The 15799-nt window shown below is 70.7% G+C and carries 11 protein-coding genes; 1 reads left to right on the forward strand and 10 read right to left on the reverse strand.

The genetic code is table 11. The features are described 5' to 3' along the window. Positions 1-190: 190 nt before the first annotated feature. From argF to Scani_RS01145, 9 genes are all read right to left on the reverse strand, one after another. Positions 191-1195, reverse strand: a complete 1005-nt coding sequence (gene argF / locus Scani_RS01105; RefSeq protein ID WP_159469070.1) for an ornithine carbamoyltransferase — start codon at positions 1193-1195, stop codon at positions 191-193. Positions 1196-1401: 206 nt separating this feature from the next. Beyond that, on the reverse strand, positions 1402-2637 hold the full coding sequence (locus tag Scani_RS01110) for an arginine deiminase (RefSeq protein WP_159469072.1): 1236 nt from the start codon (positions 2635-2637) through the stop codon (positions 1402-1404). A 166-nt stretch (positions 2638-2803) separates the two neighbouring features. Further along, entirely contained in the window at positions 2804-5893 is a 3090-nt protein-coding gene (locus tag Scani_RS01115; RefSeq protein WP_246295413.1) for a polynucleotide kinase-phosphatase, read from the reverse strand. Then, on the reverse strand, positions 5890-7503 hold the full coding sequence (locus tag Scani_RS01120; RefSeq protein ID WP_159469074.1) for a 3' terminal RNA ribose 2'-O-methyltransferase Hen1: 1614 nt from the start codon (positions 7501-7503) through the stop codon (positions 5890-5892). The genes Scani_RS01115 and Scani_RS01120 overlap by 4 nt, the downstream gene beginning before the upstream one ends. 231 nt (positions 7504-7734) lie before the next feature. Beyond that, entirely contained in the window at positions 7735-8658 is a 924-nt protein-coding gene (locus Scani_RS01125) for an LLM class F420-dependent oxidoreductase (protein WP_159469076.1), read from the reverse strand. A 597-nt stretch (positions 8659-9255) separates the two neighbouring features. Further along, entirely contained in the window at positions 9256-9711 is a 456-nt protein-coding gene (locus Scani_RS01130) for a DUF6099 family protein (RefSeq protein WP_159469078.1), read from the reverse strand. Positions 9712-10298: 587 nt separating this feature from the next. After that, on the reverse strand, positions 10299-10658 hold the full coding sequence (locus Scani_RS01135) for a nucleotide pyrophosphohydrolase (RefSeq protein ID WP_159469081.1): 360 nt from the start codon (positions 10656-10658) through the stop codon (positions 10299-10301). Further along, a complete protein-coding gene (locus Scani_RS39850; RefSeq protein WP_167538009.1) occupies positions 10655-12142 on the reverse strand; it encodes a biotin transporter BioY in 1488 nt (495 codons plus the stop codon). Before Scani_RS39850 ends, Scani_RS01135 begins: the two co-directional genes overlap by 4 nt. 58 nt (positions 12143-12200) lie before the next feature. Continuing rightward, a complete protein-coding gene (locus Scani_RS01145) occupies positions 12201-12587 on the reverse strand; it encodes a cell division protein SepF (protein ID WP_159469083.1) in 387 nt (128 codons plus the stop codon). A 217-nt stretch (positions 12588-12804) separates the two neighbouring features. Between Scani_RS01145 and Scani_RS01150 the strand changes: the two genes are divergently transcribed. Further along, the gene (locus tag Scani_RS01150; RefSeq protein ID WP_174872587.1) at positions 12805-13962 is read left to right on the forward strand and encodes a magnesium and cobalt transport protein CorA; all 1158 of its coding nucleotides are present in this window, start codon (positions 12805-12807) and stop codon (positions 13960-13962) included. 79 nt (positions 13963-14041) lie between these two features. Here the strand turns inward: Scani_RS01150 and Scani_RS01155 are convergent, their stop codons facing one another. After that, positions 14042-15472 (reverse strand): DUF2079 domain-containing protein, encoded by a 1431-nt coding sequence (locus Scani_RS01155; RefSeq protein WP_246295414.1) that lies wholly within the window; start codon positions 15470-15472, stop codon positions 14042-14044. Between the last annotated feature and the right edge of the window lie 327 nt (positions 15473-15799).

Raw genomic sequence — 15799 nt, forward strand, 5'->3', positions numbered from 1 at the left:
CACGGCCACGGCCAGGACCACTGTCGGGGACTGCTGCTGGTCCGGTCCCTCAGCCATGCCTCCGGCTGCCGCCCCACGCCGCGCGGCAAGGCCGTCTGGTTCACCCTTCCCGAGAGGCGGCGCCCCCGCCGGCGCTGATGCCGACAGCAGTGACGGTGGCCGGGCGGAGGCAGGGCGCCGTCACCCGGGACTACCGGGCGAGCGTCGCGACCAGCACCGCCTTGATCGTGTGCATCCGGTTCTCCGCCTCGTCGAAGACGACGGAGTGCGCGGACTCGAAGACCTCGTCGGTGACCTCCAGCGAGGACAGCCCGTGCCGGGCGTGGATCTCCCGGCCGACCGCGGTGCCGAGGTCGTGGTACGCGGGCAGACAGTGCAGGAACTTCACGTCCGGCTTGCCGGTCGCGCGCAGCACGTCCATGGTCACCGCGTACGGGGCGAGCAGCGCGATCCGCTCGTCCCACACCTCCTTGGGCTCGCCCATGGAGACCCAGACGTCGGTGGTCACGAAGTCCGCGCCGCGCACGCCCTCGGCGACGTCCTCGGTGAGGGTGATGCGGGCGCCACTCGTCTCGGCGAGCGACTTCGCCCGGGCGACCACCGTCTCCTCGGGCCAGAGCTGCCGGGGCGCGACGATCCGTACGTCCATGCCGAGCAGGGCGCCGGTGACGAGGTAGGAGTTGCCCATGTTGTTGCGGGCGTCGCCGAGGTAGGCGAAGGCGGTCTCGGCCAGTGGGCGGCCCCCGCCGTGTTCGACCATGGTCAGCACGTCCGCGAGCATCTGGGTCGGGTGCCAGTCGTCGGTCAGTCCGTTGAAGACGGGCACTCCGGCGTGGGCCGCCAGCTCCTCCACGTCCGACTGCCGGCTCCCGCGGAACTCGATACCGTCGAACATCCGGCCCAGCACCCGGGCGGTGTCCTTCACCGACTCCTTGTGCCCGATCTGCGAGCCGGCCGGGTCCAGGTACGTGGTCGAGGCACCCTGGTCCGCGGCCGCGACCTCGAAGGAGCAGCGGGTCCGGGTCGAGGTCTTCTCGAAGATCAGGGCGATGTTCCTGCCCTGGAGACGAGGCACCTCGGTGCCGGCGCGCTTGGCCGCTTTCAGCTCGGCCGCCAGGTCGATCAGTCGGCGGAACTCCTCGGCGCTGAAGTCCAGCTCCTTGAGGAAGTGGCGGCCCGTGAGATCTATCGCCATGGGTGGGCTCCTGGTTCGCGGCAGTCGGGACGGACTCAGACCCCGGAAGTGTATACACACTTCCGTATCCCTATACGGAGCCACCGCCCCATACGGCCGGCGCCTCCCGTGTACGGGAGCCGGGCCCCGCTCCCGTACACGGAACCGGTTCCCGCTCCCGGGAAGGGATACCGAGTCGCGCTCCCGGGACGGATCCGGGGTCACGCTCAGGCTGCCCCCGACACCGCGTCCCTCGCCACCGGGCAGCTCATACAGCGCGGCCCACCGCGTCCGCGCCCCAGCTCGCTCCCCGGAATGGTGATCACCTCGATGCCGCGCTTGCGGAGAAAGGTGTTCGTGGTGACATTGCGCTCGTACGCCACCACCACGCCCGGCTCCACCGCCAGCACATTGCAGCCGTCGTCCCACTGCTCACGCTCGGCCGAGTGCACATCCTGGGTCGCGGTCAGCACCCGGATGTCGGACAGGCCCAGCGCGGCCGCTATGGCGCGGTGCATATGCTCCGGCGGATGATCGGTGACCTTGAGATCCTGATCGCCCGAGCCCGGCTCGATGGTGTACGAGCGGAGCATCCCCAGCCCCTCGTACTGGGTGAAGGTATCCCCGTCGATCATGGTCATGACGGTGTCGAGATGCATGAAGGCCCGGCGCTTGGGCATGTCGAGCGCCACGATCGTGCGCGCCGAACCCGCCGCGAACAAGCCCCGCGCCAGCAGCTCCACGGCCTGCGGAGTGGTCCGTTCACTCATCCCGATCAGCACCGCGCCGCTGCCCATCACCAGGACGTCGCCGCCCTCGATGGTCGAGGGGAAGTCCGCCTGCCCCTCCGACCAGACGTGGAAGTCCTGGTCGCGGAAGAGCGGGTGGTGGCGGTAGATCGCCTCGTAGTGCATGGTCTCGCGCTGCCGGGCCGGCCAGCGCATCGAGTTGATCGAGACCCCGTCGTAGATCCAGGCGGAGGTATCGCGGGTGAAGAGGTGGTTGGGCAGCGGGCCCAGCAGGAAGTCGTCGAGATCCATCACATGGAAGCGGACCGAGGTCGGCTCGGCATGGCGTTCCAGGAACTCCCGCTTGGTCATGCCGCCGACCAGCGCTTCCACCAGATCCGGCACCGGCAGCTCGTCGAAGGCCGCCCGCAGGTGGTCGGTGGCCAGCGGCCCGTATTCCTTCTCGTCGAAGACCCGGTCGAGGACCAGCTTCCGCGCCTCGGGGATCTGCAGGCTCTCGGCGAGCAGGTCCCCGAAGAGGTGCACCTCCACACCCCGGTCGCGGAGCACATCCGCGAACCCGTCGTGCTCGGCCCGCGCCCGGCGCACCCACAACACGTCATCGAAGAGCAAAGCGTCCTTGTTCGAGGGCGTGAGCCGCTTCAGCTCCAGATCGGGGCGGTGCAGGATGACCCGGCGCAGCCGCCCGGCCTCGGAGTCGACTTGGAATCCCATCCACCCATCTTGGCCGCTCCGACGGCTCCGCGGAGGGAGTCGGAGGATGTCGGGTCGCCCGGGGCGGACGGCGTGACGGGCCGGGGGTACTTCTCCCCCACGACCCGTACGCCACTTCGCCCCCTCTGCAACCGCGCTCCACCGGCTGCAAACGCGGGTCCACCGTCTACAACCGCGGGTCGACCGGCTCCGACTCCAGCGCGAGCACCGCGAAGACCGCCTCGTGCACCCGCCACAGCGGTTCGCCGTCCGCCAGCCGGTCGAGCGCCTCCAGACCCAGTGCGTACTCGCGCAGGGCCAGCGAGCGCTTGTGGCCCAGATGACGGCTCCGCAGGCGCTGGAGGTTCTCCGGGCGGGTGTACTCCGGTCCGTAGACGATCCGCAGGTACTCGCGGCCACGGCACTTGACGCCCGGCTGGACGAGCCGTCCGTCGTCCTGCCGTATCAGCGCCCGAACCGGCTTGACCACCATGCCCTCGCCACCGTCGGCGGTCAGCTCCAGCCACCAGGCGGTGCCGGCCGCGACCGACGACTCGTCCTCGGTGTCGACGATGATCCGCCGGGTGGTGGCGAGCAGACCGGGCCGGTCCGGGCCGCCGCCGGCCGCCGTGCCGTCCCGGGCCGTCACCGCGCCCTCCGCCGCGATGAGCCGGTCGATCAGGGCCAGCTGCTCGGTGTGCGCCAGCCCGGCAAGGCTGCGGCCCTGCACCGCGAGAATCTGGAACGGCGCGAGCCGCACACCGTCCAGTTCACCGAGCCCGGCGAACCGGTCGGAGGCCGCGGGGGCGGGCCGGACGACCGCAGCGTGCGGCGCGTCTTCGGTACGCGGGACCCCCTCGGCGAGCGGTGCGTCGTCGCTGTGCGGGTTCCCTTCGGCGGGTGCTGCCTCGTCGCCGCGAAGGTCCCCCTCGGCGAGCGCCGCCTCACCGCCGCGCGAGGTCGCCACGGCGGGTGCTTCATCCGACGCATCGGCGGCGTCCGTTCGGTCCGTCTGGTCCACCGGGTCCGTCGGGGCGGCCCGGTCCGTCGGGTCCACCGAGCCCGTCGGATCGTCCGGGCCCGCCGGGCCCTCCGGCTCCGCCCCGACACGCCAGCAGTAGCGCCGGTACGCCTCCGTGAAGGCCGCGGCGTCCGCGGCCCGGTCCCGCTGCCGGGCGAGCAGTGGAGACACCTCCACCCCTCGGGCGGCCGCCGCCTCCAGCGCACCGAGCACACCCGGGAACGCGGCCCCGGACGCCGCTCCCACGGCCGCGTACTGGTTGCGCAGCAGCCCCGTCGCCTTCAGCGACCACGGCATCAACTCGGCATCCAGCAGCAGCCAGTCGGTCTCCAGCTCGGCCCACAGACCGGCCTCCTCGGCGCAGTCCCGCACCCGCCGCAGGATGCGCTCGGTCATCTCCGGGTCGTGGAAGAACGGCCGGCCGGTACGGGTGTACAGAGCGCCCGACGCCCCCTTCGGCACCCCGAAGCCCTCCTCGGCCCCCGTCTCGTCGCGGCACACCAGGACCACCGCCCGCGACCCCATGTGCTTCTCCTCGCACACCACGTCCCGCACGCCGTCCGCGCGGTACCCGGCGAACGCCTCCGCGGGGTGCTCCAGGTAGCCGTCCTCCGTCGAGGTCGCGCAGGGCGCCATCGTCGGCGGAAGGTACGGCAGCAGCCGCGGGTCGATCGCGAAGCGGCTCATCACCTCCAGCGCGGCCGCGGCGTTCTCCTCCTTGACCGCGAGCCGGCCCATGTACCGGGTCTCCACGATCCGCCGCCCCGCCACATCGTTCAGATCGAGCGGACGGCCGTCCGCCCCGCCGGGCGCCTCGGCGGCAAGCGGTTTGACGGGCTCGTACCAGACCCGCTCCGCCGGTACGTCCACCAGCTCGCGCTCCGGCCAGCGCAGCGCGGTCATCGCCCCGCCGAAGACACAACCGGTGTCCAGACAGAGGGTGTTGTTGAGCCAGTTGGCACGCGGGGTGGGCGTGTGGCCGTAGACGACGGCGGCGCGGCCGCGGTAGTCCTCGGCCCACGGGTAGCGCACCGGCAGGCCGAACTCGTCGGTCTCGCCTGTCGTGTCGCCGTACAGCGCGAAGGACCGCACCCGCCCGGACGTCCGGCCGTGGTACTTCTCCGGCAGCCCGGCATGGCAGACCACGAGTCCGCCACCGTCCAGGACGTAGTGGCTGACCAGCCCGTGGATGAACTCCCCGGCCTCGGCGCGGAAGGCGGCGTCCTCCCTCTCCAGTTGCGCGATGGTCTCGGCGAGCCCATGGGTGTGCTGGACCTTGCGGCCCTTGAGGTGGCGGCCGAGCTTGTTCTCGTGGTTGCCCGATACGCACAGCGCATGCCCGACTCCCACCATGCCCATCACCAGGCGCAGCACCCCGGGGCTGTCCGGCCCACGGTCGACGAGGTCACCGACGAAGACCGCCGTACGGCCCTCGGGGTGTGCCGCGTCCACGGCCCGGCCGAGCCCGTCGCGCACCAGCGCATAGCCCAGCCTGCCGAGCAGGGTCTCCAGCTCGGAACGGCAGCCGTGGATGTCGCCGATGATGTCGAACGGGCCGGTGAGATGCCGCAGATCGTTGAACCGCCGCTCCGTGACGACCTCGGCCGCCTCCGCTTCCTCCGGTCCCCGCAGGAGGTGCACCTTGCGGAAACCCTCACGCTCCAAGTGCCGCAGGGAACGACGCAGTTCACGCTGGTGGCGCTGAATGACCCGGCGGGGCAGGCCGGCCCGGTCGGTTCGCCCCGCGTTGCGTGCGGCGCAGACCTGCTCGGGTACGTCCAGGACGATCGCCACCGGGAGTACGTCGTGCTCCCGGGCCAGCCGCACCAGCTGGGCTCGCGCCTCGGACTGCACATTGGTCGCGTCCACGACCGTCAGCCGCCCGGCGGCCAGCCGCTTGGCCGCGATGAAGTGCAGTACCTCGAACGCATCGCCGCTGGCGCTCTGGTCGTTCTCGTCGTCGCTGACCAGCCCCCGGCAGAAGTCGGAGGAGAGCACCTCGGTCGGCCGGAAGTTCCGGGCGGCAAAGGTGGATTTGCCGGAGCCGGTGGCGCCGATCAGCACCACGAGCGAGAGGTCGGGCACGGCGAGCGTCCGCCGCACCGGCTCGGGCCGGGGCCGCGACTCGGATCGAAGCTGTGGCTCGGGGCGAAGCTGCGGCTCGGGTTCGTGCTCCTGCTGCGCCCTGTCCTCCTGCCGGTCGTCGTGCGCGCGCTGGTTCTCGTCCCCGTACTCCGTACGGCCGTCGTCCGTCATACCGCGACCTCCTTCCCACTCGTCGAAGCGCCGCCGCCTTCCCCGGCGCCTCTGCCCTCACCGCTGCCCTCTTCACGGCTGCCGCAGCTTTCACGGCTGCCGCCGCCGATGCTGCCCTCACGACGATTGCTGTCCTCACGACGACTGCCTCCCCCACGATGACTGCTGCCTTCATCAGTCATCCGGAAGTGCGCCAGCTGGGTGGGCGGGCCGACCTCGGGGTCGTCCGGGCCCACCGGGGCGAAGCTCACCTCGTAGCCGTGCCGCGCGGCGACCTCCCGCGCCCACCGCCGGAATTCCTCCCGCGTCCACTCGAAGCGGTGGTCCGCATGCCGTACCCGCCCGGCCGGCAGCGACTCCCAGCGCACGTTGTACTCCACGTTCGGCGTCGTCACCACGACGTTCCGTGGCCTGGCCGACCCGAACACCGCATACTCCAGCGCCGGGAGCCTCGGCAGATCGACGTGCTCGACGACCTCGCTGAGCACCGCCGCGTCATAACCCTTCAGCCTGCTGTCGGTGTACGCCAGCGACCCCTGCAGCAGGCGTACGCGCTCCGACTGCCGCTCGGGCACACGGTCCAGCCGCAGCCGGCGCCGCGCCTCGTGCAGCGCCCGCATCGACACGTCCACGCCGACGATCTCGGTGAACTGCCCTTCCTTGAGCAGCGCACCGACCAGCTGCCCCGGCCCGCATCCCAGGTCGAGCACACGCGCCGCCTTGGCCGAGCGCAGCACGGTGAGGATCGCCTCCCGCCGCTGGACGGCGAGCGGCACCGGCTTCTCCTCGGTGTCCGCCTCCTCGTCCACCGCATTGTCGAGCTCCTCGGCGGCCACGTCGTCCGACTCGGCCAGCCGTTCCAACTCCAGCCGCTCCATGGCCCGGCGCGTGAGCGACGAGCGCCGCGCAAGGTAGCGCCCGACGATCACCCGCTGCTCCGGGTGGTCCTCCAGCCAGCCCTCGCCGGCCCGCAGCAACTTGTCGACCTCGTCCGGGGCGACCCAGTAGTGCTTGGCGTCGTCCAGTACGGGCAGCAGTACATACAGATGTCGCAGCGCCTCGGCGAGCCGGCACTCCCCTTCCAGCACGAGCCGTACGTAACACGAGTCGCCCCATTCCGGGAACGTCTCGTCCAGCGGCAGCGGCTCGGCCCGCACCGCCCAGCCCAGCGGCTCGAACAACTTGCGCACCAGCGCCGCGCCGCCCCGGGCGGGTAGCACCGGCACCTCGATACGCAGCGGCATCGCCTGTGTCACCAGTTCAGGCCGCGCCGTGCACTGCCCCTTCATCGCGCTGGCGAAGACGCTGCTCAGCGCCACCGCCAGCAGCGACGATGCCGCGTACGGCCGGTCGTTCACGTACTGCGCCAGCGCCGAATCCGGAGCGCCGCCACGGCCCTTCCCACGGCTCCGGCGCACCAGGGCGATGGGGTCGACCTCCAACAGCAGCGCGGCGGTGCAGCGCTGAGCGTCCGCCTCGGGGTAGAGGACGTGCGCGGTGCCGTGCGACGTCGAGAACTGCTGCACCTTGTCAGGGTGCTTGTGCAACAGAAAACCGAGGTCGGTCGCGGGACGGTCGGCGCTGCCGGTGGTGGTGATCGTCAGGAACACCCGTCCGAGTATTGCCGTAGCACGCCTCGATCCACACCGGTTTTCCGGCAGCACCGCCTGTCGTCGGCTCAGATGTCAACTCACCTCATCACAGCTCAGCCCGGCCCCCTCCCTCCCTCCCTCCCTCCCTCCCCCTCCCGCCTCCCCCTCCCGCCTCCCCCTCCTCTCAGCTCAGTCCGCCTCTTCTCCCCTCAGCCCGGTTCACCCCCGCTCTTCTCTGCCCCTCTCTCCTCACCTCAACTGCGACTGCACCTGCGCCGAGATCAGCTCGAGGTGGTCGAGATCGTCCAGGTCCAGCATCTGCAGGTAGACGCGGGACGCTCCGATGGCGGCGTAGCGCCCGATCTTGTCGACGACCTCGGCGGGCGAGCCCGCAAGGCCGTTGGCCTTCAGCTCGTCCACGTTCCGCCCTATGGCCGCGGCCCGGCGCGCCACCTCGGCATCGTCCCTGCCGACGCAGGCCACGAGGGCGTTGGAGTACACCAGCTCATCGCCCTTGCGCCCGGCGGCTTCAGCGGCCGCCCGCACCCGTCCGAACTGGCGCTCGCTGTCTTCGAGCGAGGCAAAGGGAATGTTGAACTCGTCGGCGTACTGGGCCGCCAGCCGCGGTGTACGCGTCGCACCGTGGCCGCCGACCAGCACCGGCACCTTGCCCTGAGCGGGCTTGGGCAGCGCGGGCGAATTCTCCAGCCGGTAATGGTTTCCGTCGTAATTGAACTCCTTTCCTGCTTCGGTGGCCCACAGGCCGGTGACGATCGCCAGCTGTTCCTCCAGCCGTGCGAACTTCTCCTTGGGGAACGGAATGCCGTAAGCCTTGTGCTCCTCCTCGAACCAGCCGGCACCGAGGCCGAGCTCGACCCGGCCGCCGGACATCTGGTCGACCTGAGCCACCTGGATGGCCAGCACGCCCGGCAGCCGGAAGGTGCCCGCCGTCATGAGCGTCCCGAGGCGGATGCGCTTGGTCTCGCGCGCCAGGCCCGCCAGTGTGATCCAGGCGTCCGTCGGTCCCGGCAGCCCGTCGACAGTGCCCATCCGCAGGTAGTGGTCCGAACGGAAGAACGCGTCGAAGCCGAGGTCCTCAGTAGCTTTGGCGACCTTCAGAAGGGTGTCGTAGGAAGCCCCTTGCTGGGGCTCGGTGAAGATGCGTAGCTCCATACCTCCATCCTGCGCTCCGAGCGGCGAACCAACCGTCGGAGGCGAATCGATGCATCGGTCCGGGTGAGCCGGAGCAGATCAGGCCAGGTCAGGGCACGACCGGGCAGGTCATGCCCGCGGACAGGTCATTGGCCGCCTGCATGGGCCACGACGGCAAGGGGTGGTGGCGACGGGCGGTGGCAAGGGGTGGCGGCGAGGGCGATGAGACGCGCGACCGGGAGGGTGTACGCGCCCGGAACGGTGGGGGACCCGGAGGGTGTACGCGCCCGGAACGGTGGGGGACCCGGAGGGTGTACGCGCCCGGAACGGTGGGGGACCCGGAGGGTGTACGCGCCCGGAACGGTGGGGGACCCGGACGCCGGGGCAACCGGGACAGCGGGGTGACGGGGATGGCAGGGCATCCAGGACGCGTGGGCGGCGACATGGACGGTGTGGGCGCACGTCGAGGTGGTGAGCGCGGGGTTCCGGATGTGGGTGCGCAGATGCGCGAGGATGCTGGTGTCGGGTCGAGCGTCAGCGTTCCCCCGCCCTCGTGCGGTGAGACACCGCTCGGGGCATGGACACCGCGCGTACGCGGCGGGCTCAGCACTGTTTGCTTCAGGCAGGATTCCGGTCGCGCACCTCCAGCTTCTCCAATATCCCGGCCACGCGGTCTCTCGCTTCGTCGACCGTGTCCATCGCCTCGACACAGGTCCAGTACATCCCGTCCTCGTCAGCGAGCAGCACCACGCTCACCAACGCCTCGCACACTTCCCGCAGCAGTCGGCACAGGCCGTTTAAAGCCTCTTTGACGTCCCGCACTTCGGACAGCTGAACCGCCCGCAGCCCACCAGTGACCGACGCCTGGCACAGCAGTCCCCCGCTGAACCGCCCGCCCGCGTCGCCCAGCCCTCGGGCTCTGGACCGCACTTCGTACGGCCCGAATATCGCGAGATGGCTGCCGATCGCCTCCGCCAAGGCCTGCGCCTGCCACGCCTCGGCGATCACTCCCTGCACCGTGTTCGCCTCGGCCAGACCGCGCCGGCTTGCCGCGATGATCCGCACCGCGTCCATCCGCTCCCTCCTCTCCTCATCATTCGCGTGCACCCTGCACTCTTCCCACTACCCAGAGTGAGGGTGAACACCCAAAAAAGCCAGAGGAATTCGCAAATCTCTGGACAAGCAAGGCGATGTGGAAAGATCCATGACTCCAAAGAGTGACGAAGCGTGACCTCAGGCCCGCTCCCGCCCCTCACGCCACAGCTCCCCCACCTTCCACACGCCCTGCACAAGTCACCCGAAACGCCCGAAGGGGGCACCCCAGAAGGCGCCGCCGATGAAAGGAGACGGACAGGGCGCTGGAAGGCACGCCCCGCGAGGAGACGGGCAGGACGCCGACAGAGGGCCGGCAGGACGAACCGGCCGAACCCTGTGCCCGCCCCGAAATCCCCCGAAATCCGGAACCCGCAACGCGGGACCCACAAACCGGGCCCTGAACGCAGACCCTGAACCCGGGCCCACGCCCCGGAGCCGAAAGCCGGGCCCAAAACCCGGCACCGCCAGAATCCCGAACGCCGGTGGGGCGGAGGCCAACGCCCCCGCCCCACCGCCCTCCGCCGGCCCAGCTCGTCCCTACGCCCCAGGCCCCCGCCCCGCCCCCGCTACTCCTCCCCCTCCCGCGGACGATCGGGCCGCGCCGACCGCACCGCCGGGAACCGCGACTCATTGCGCTCGATCTTCGCGGCGAGCGCCGCCAGCGCGTCGATCCCCAGCGCCTCGCAGAACTGCAGCAGATACGCCAGTACGTCCGCGACCTCGTCCTCGACCCGGCCGGCCTTCCGCGGGTCCGACATCACCTTCGCCGACTCCTCCGGCGTCAACCACTGGAAGATCTCGACGAGTTCGGCCGCCTCGACGCTCAACGCGGCGGCCAGGTTCTTGGGCGTGTGGTACTGCTGCCAGTCCCGCGCGGCCGCGAACTCGGCCAGGCGTCGCTGCAGCGCATGAAGATCCTCACTCATGCCTCTAGGTGTAGCACCTGTACGCCGGGCAGCCCGTCGGCGACCGAGGGATCCCGCACCGTCCCCAGCAGCCGCACATGCCCGCGCTCGGTCATCCGCACGGCCAGCGACACCAGCTCGCGGGCCTGCCTGCGGTCCATACAGCGATCCATCCCGTCCGCCATCACCGTCATCTGCTGATGGGCCGACGGGACCTCGCCCACCGGGTCCATGGCCAGCACGTCGGGCCCGGTGAGCAGCACCAGCGCCAGCGCGAGAAACCGCAGCTCGCCGTCGCCGAGCTGCTCGACGGGCAGCTCCCCCAGCTCGCCCCGGTCGAGGACGGCGCGCACACCCGCCGCACCACCGGCCCCGGGCACACCTTGCGTCCCCGTAGAGCCGCCGCGCCCCACCGCCGCAGGAGCGTCGGCGGCCCCGTCACCCGCCCCGCCCGCCTGCCGCGGCACCGCACGCAGCCCCTCGACGGGACCGGTACACGCCTCCCGTACCGCCGCGACCAGCACCGCATGCCGCCGCGCACACTCCAGGCTCGTCCGCTGCAACACCGTGGGCAGGTTGTCGCAGGCCGACCGCAGCCGTCCCTCGTCGCGCGGCTCCCCCGCCTCACGGCCCCAGCCGCCCGCCTCACCACCGCCCGTCCTGCGGCCCCGCGCCCCCCAGGCCACGGCAGCCCCTCCGACACTCCCGGTTCCGCCGGGCCCTTGCGCTTTCCCCGCTCCGCTCACCGGTTTCCCGCGCCCGGCCCCCGAGCCGCTTCCTCGGCCGCCCCCGCGCGCCCCAGGAGCACGCCCCGCACCACCCCCGCCGTCCGCGCCCCGTCCGCCGTCGCCGGCCGCACCCGTACCGCGCGTCCCCACACCCCGCATGACCTCCGGCCGCGGGTCGCACACGAACGCCGACCGCAGCGCGACCACCACCTGTTCCGCCGCGGCGAGCACCAGCCGCTGTCCCGCCGTCTTGCCCGCGACACGCAACGGCAGCAGCGAGGTGCCGAGCCGGTCGTCGGGCAGCGGAGCGCGGGTCACGGGAGTCGCACCCGCGGTGTGCCAGGCGGCCTGGACCGCGGGGCGGGTGGGGTCGGTGAGCGCGGTGGTCAGCAGCGTCTCGCCGCCGCCGGTCAACCGCTCGCCGACGATGCGCAGTTCGGGTTCGGCCTGGATGGCGAGATCGAGATCGACGGGGCCGGCCGGGCCGTCGACCGTGCAGCCGATGCGGAACCCGCGCCGTCCCTGTTCGTCGGGGCGCGCCCCGACGGGCACACAGGCCGCCGGGCTGCCGGCGACCTCGCCCACCGCCCGTGCCAGCGATTCTCCGCTGCCGAGTCGGGCGAGGATCTCGTACGCCTGCAGCGCACTGGACTTGCCGCTTCCGCTCTCACCGCTCAACAGGGTCAGGGGGGTGAGCGGCAGGGTGACGCCGCGATGGGACTTGAAGGCGGACAGTCGTAACTCCGTGACCGCCGGCCGCACACTGTCGGGATTCATGCCGGGACGCTATGCAGCGCCCCGGCCGGAGAACCGTTACGCCCAACAGCTCTTCCTACTAACGAGGGACAGTTCCGGCTGCCTCCTCCGCTACCTCGGTGCCAAGAGGCGCCAGCAGGAAGACATTGGTGTCGACGCGGTGCATCCCGCTGCCGAGCCCGAAGACGACTCCGCTGGAGAAGTCCAGGATGCGCTTGGCGACATCGGCGTCGGCGCTGGTGAGGTCCAGCAGGACCGGGATCTGCGCCATCAGGTACTCGGCGACCTCACGGGCGTCCGCGAAGATCTGGACGCGGATGACGATGAACCGCCGCGCCTCCTGCGCCGGCTCCTCCTCGGGGAGGGCGCGGTGATCGGGCCAGGAAGGCCATCCACTGCTGCCGCGGAGCGGGACGACCTCGGCCAGCCCTTCCCACTGCTCGTCGGTGGCATCGGGGCCGTTCACCGAATCACCTCACCTGGGAGCGCGCTGGCTGTCTGCGGTATCTGCATCGCACAATTCTAGGGATAAACATACAAACCTTGGCGGACGCGACACACGCCGCGCACGCCCCGTTCCATCCTGCACCATGCCCGCTGACCTGTTCCGACATCTCCGGCAGATATCCTCCGTCGAGATTCTGTGTGCCTGTTCATCCCCAGTGACGGAGGTGGGTGCTGTCGTGGGCTCTGAGCCTCCCGGTCGTCGGCCGCGCGGTCTGCGCGGCCTGCGCAAGCCCGCCAAGAAGCGTCCCGCCGGGCCCTCGCCCGCCGAGACCACGGAGGAGTCCGACGCGGCCGAGCCACCGGCCGAAACCACCAGCAGCGTCATCAACGCCGTTCTCTACCGCGACGGACACCGGGTCAGCACCCATGACACGCTCGCCGAGGCGTTCCGGCAGCAGCGCGCCACCTCCGGCACCCTCGCCTGGATCGGCCTGCACCGCCCCAGCCGCGACGAACTGCTCACCCTGGCGTCGGAATTCGACCTCCACCCCCTCGCCGTCGAGGACGCCCTGGAGGCCCACCAGCGCCCCAAGCTGGAGCGCTACGGCGGCACCCTCTTCGTCGTCCTGCGCGCCGCGCGCTACCTCGACGACCCCGAAGAGGTCGATTTCGGGGAGCTGCATGTCTTCGTCGGCCGCGACTTCGTGCTCACCGTGCGACACGGCGGCGCCCCCGACCTCTCGGCGGTACGCGCACGCATGGAGGACACCCCCGAACTCCTCAAACGCGGCCCCGAAGCCGTGCTCTACGCCATCCTCGACGCCGTCGTCGACGGCTATGCGCCCGTCGTCGCCGGCGTCCAGAACGACATCGACGAGATCGAGACCGAGGTCTTCGGCGGTGACCCACGCGTCTCCCGGCGCATCTACGAACTCTCCCGCGAGGTCGTGGAGTTCCAGCGCGCCACCCGCCCGCTGAACGGCATGCTGGAGAGCCTGACCGCGGGCTTCGAGAAGTACGCCATCGACGAGGAACTGCGCCGCTACCTGCGCGATGTGGCCGACCACGCGCTGCACACCACCGAACGCGTGGACGGCTTCCGGCAGGCCCTGCAGGACATCCTCGCCGTCAACGCGACCCTGGTGAACCAGCAGCAGAACGCCGAAATGCGGGCCCTGGCCGAGGCCGGCTTCGAACAGAACGAGGAGATCAAGAAGATCTCCTCCTGGGCCGCCATCCTCTTCGCCCCGACACTCGTCGGCACGATCTACGGCATGAACTTCGCCCATATTCCGGAACTGCACTGGACCTTCGGCTATCCGGTCGCGATCGGGCTGATGGCCCTCGTGTGCGTGAGCCTGTACTTCATCTTCAAGCGGCGGGACTGGCTCTGAACGACCGTTCCCGATTCTTGGGGGCTGGAATTCCTCGGGAGAGGGAGCCGTAGGGAGGGCGGAGGGGGCGGCGCGGGCGTTACGGCCTGCGCAGGAGGGTGATGCCGTCCTCCTCGGCGACCTGGACGTAGCCATGGGCGCGGTAGAGGCGCAGCATGCGGTGGGTCTGAGCCAGTGGGCAGGGGGTCTTGACGGTCGGGTCGTTTCGGTCCGCGACCACCCAGCGGGGCGGATCGGCCGGGATCGCGGTGGGTGCGGCGGGATCGGGGCCGGTGCCGAAGCAGACCAGGCTGACCGTGGCGCGTCCGGTCAGCATCGGGGCCAGGCGGTTCGAGGAGGCGACGGTGTCGCCGTCGGGTATGCGCGTCAACAGTCTTTCCGCCGTGCGGACATGGGCGGGGGTCTGCCAGGCCGAGGGGAGGACCAGGTCGTGGAGCGGGTAGACCGCGGCCGTGACGGCGGTGAAGGCGGCGGAGAAGGCGAGGACCTTACGGCGCCGGTGGGGCGGCACGATCTCCGGCCGCCGGTGGAGCACATCGATGAGACCGGCGAATACGAGCGGCATCAGGATCGCGTTGTAATGGAAATTCGGCTGCCAGTAGTGCTCGTTGCCGGCCAGCAGTCGCCACGCGAGGGTGGGTATGCACAGCAGCGTCAGAGGGGAACGCAGGCCGAGGAATGCGGTGGGCGCGGCGAGCATGAACAGCAGCAGCCATTTCATCGGCGGCCAGAGCAGGTGCACACCCATGGACACGAGACCGGGGAGGCTGCCGGCGGAGGACGTTTCTCCCGGCATCTGGTGCCAGTAATCGAAGCCGCCGCGGGGGTTCATGGCGGGCAGGAGGACGAGTATCTCCACCGCCGTGCCGGCCACGCCGAGAATGGCGACCGCGACGCCGAGCAGGAGGGGGAAGCGTCGCCGCTCCGCCGGCCGATCACGTCGCTCGCGCACGCCCTGCCAGGCGATATAGGCACCGATCGCGGCGAGCGTGAGCCCGAGGTCCTCTTTCACCAGGAGCAGGGGCAGTGCCCACGCTGCCGCCGCCCACCAGTGCCGCTGTCCGAGCGCGGTCACGCTGAAGGCGAGAAGCGGGACCGCGAAGCAGATTTCGTGGAAGTCCTTGGTGACTCCCGCGACCAGGCCCCACGAGGCGCCCAGTGCGCAGCCCACCGCGAGGCCGGTGACCGGGCCGACGGCCCGGTGTGCCCAGCGGGTGAGCGGAAAACAGGCCAGTGCCATCAGTGCGGCCTGCATCACGAGCAGGGTGACGGCGCTGGGGAAGAGCCGGTAAAGGGGGGCGAGGAGCGCCAGGATGGGGTGGAAATGGTCTCCGAGGAGATTGAATCCCGGTCCTTTGAGTTCCACGACCGGCGCCCGGCCGTGCGCGTAGGCGCGGATTGCCTGCTCGAATATCCCCAGGTCGTAGCCGGCGTTGAGCATGCGGTCGTTGCGCAGCACCGACACCATGGTGTACAGCACGAAAAATACCGCGGTGACGGTCCAGCCCATGGCCCGTGGGCCGGGCAGGCGGTTTCCGAACGCGGTTGCGAAAGGGGGGACTTGGCGGTCCGAGGATATTCGGGTGAACCACGTGCCCCTGGTCCGCTCCGCCGTTTCCATCATCGCACCCACCGTCATCGCCTCGGCAAAAGGAACACGATGCACCGCCCCGGCGGAAAGCGGGAGTGATGTGCCGGTCGCCCGCCGGCAGGCAATGTCGGCGGCCGAGAAATCACTCCCGTTTCTGCCTGTCCGGAGGGCGGTACGACCGCAGGAACGTATTCCGCGCGAGTGTAACGCCGGGCCCACGGGGCGAGTTCGGGTCGGTGCGGGACG

Source organism: Streptomyces caniferus (assembly GCF_009811555.1).
Lineage (GTDB): Bacteria > Actinomycetota > Actinomycetes > Streptomycetales > Streptomycetaceae > Streptomyces > Streptomyces caniferus.